This window comes from Micromonospora sp. DT44 (assembly GCF_049841635.1).
GTDB lineage: Bacteria > Actinomycetota > Actinomycetes > Mycobacteriales > Micromonosporaceae > Micromonospora.
In genome coordinates this window covers 1-793 of sequence record NZ_JBNCKS010000157.1, presented here as the reverse complement: position 1 = coordinate 793, position 793 = coordinate 1, and the positions used below count along the sequence as shown (strand labels likewise).

The following is a 793-nucleotide window of genomic DNA, read 5'->3' as shown; positions in this document are numbered from 1 at the left end:
CACATGATCAGCTGTGTTGCGACAAGTACTGGAACCCGCCCGGAACAGAGGGGTCAACCTTCAGCCGGCGTTGACAAGAGCATCGGCACATCCCTGGACGAGGCCGCGGGGACCATGCTTCCCACCATGCACGACAGCCGGCGAGAAGAGGCCGAGAAGGCGCGCAAGGCCGTCTCCGAGGCGATACGCGAGGTGACGCTGACCCTGCGGGTCATCACCTCCGCCCAGGAGAGCGCTGACGAGTTCCGCAGGGCGCTGGGATGAGCGACCTGCTCGGTCAGGTCGTGGCCCAACTCCGGTCCACGATCGACCGCCTTGACGCAATCGCGGTGCAGGCGGCCCGCGCCGCATCGGACGTCACCGAGGGGCACACCCGGTACGTCACGGTCGGGAGGGGCACCGATCATCCCAGGCTGCGCGCGGCGGTAGGTCAGAGCCGCACCGGTGCCGACAAGGCTCGTCGGATCGCTCGGTTGAGCAGTGACGCCGCCCGGAACGTCGCCGACTTCCTGAACGTCATCGCACCTGGCTCGGCACCGCGACCGGCGGCAGCCCCCTCCGGGCTGCCTGGCGGGGACGACCTGCTGACGGACAGCGATCGTCGAGATCATGCTCGCGACAGGGCGCGAGGATGGGTCACGCGCTCGCTGCGGAAAGCCGACGATCTCAAGGAGCACGCGACCAGCGCCACCGACAAGACACAGAAGTTGATCAAAGGGTTGCGTCCACGGGAGTGGTGTACGACTTGCCCTTGATGGGCGTGTTGCGTAGATGAGAGACGGCCATCGCGTCG

At 67.1% G+C, this 793-nt stretch carries 2 protein-coding genes; both read left to right on the top strand.

Annotation, left to right across the window (positions count from 1 at the left end; all coding sequences use genetic code 11):
- Positions 1-126: 126 nt before the first annotated feature.
- The gene (locus ACLQ25_RS32750; protein ID WP_425734596.1) at positions 127-264 is read left to right on the top strand and encodes a hypothetical protein; all 138 of its coding nucleotides are present in this window, start codon (positions 127-129) and stop codon (positions 262-264) included.
- Positions 261-755, top strand: a complete 495-nt coding sequence (locus ACLQ25_RS32745) for a hypothetical protein (RefSeq protein ID WP_425734595.1) — start codon at positions 261-263, stop codon at positions 753-755. Before ACLQ25_RS32750 ends, ACLQ25_RS32745 begins: the two co-directional genes overlap by 4 nt.
- The last annotated feature ends 38 nt before the right edge of the window (positions 756-793 follow it).

Excerpts from the sequence above, each read along its gene's own strand:
- ACLQ25_RS32750 (WP_425734596.1), top strand. The coding sequence starts at position 127 with ATGCACGACAGCCGGCGAGAAGAGGCCGAGAAGGCGCGCAAGGCCGTC.
- ACLQ25_RS32745 (WP_425734595.1), top strand. The coding sequence starts at position 261 with ATGAGCGACCTGCTCGGTCAGGTCGTGGCCCAACTCCGGTCCACGATC.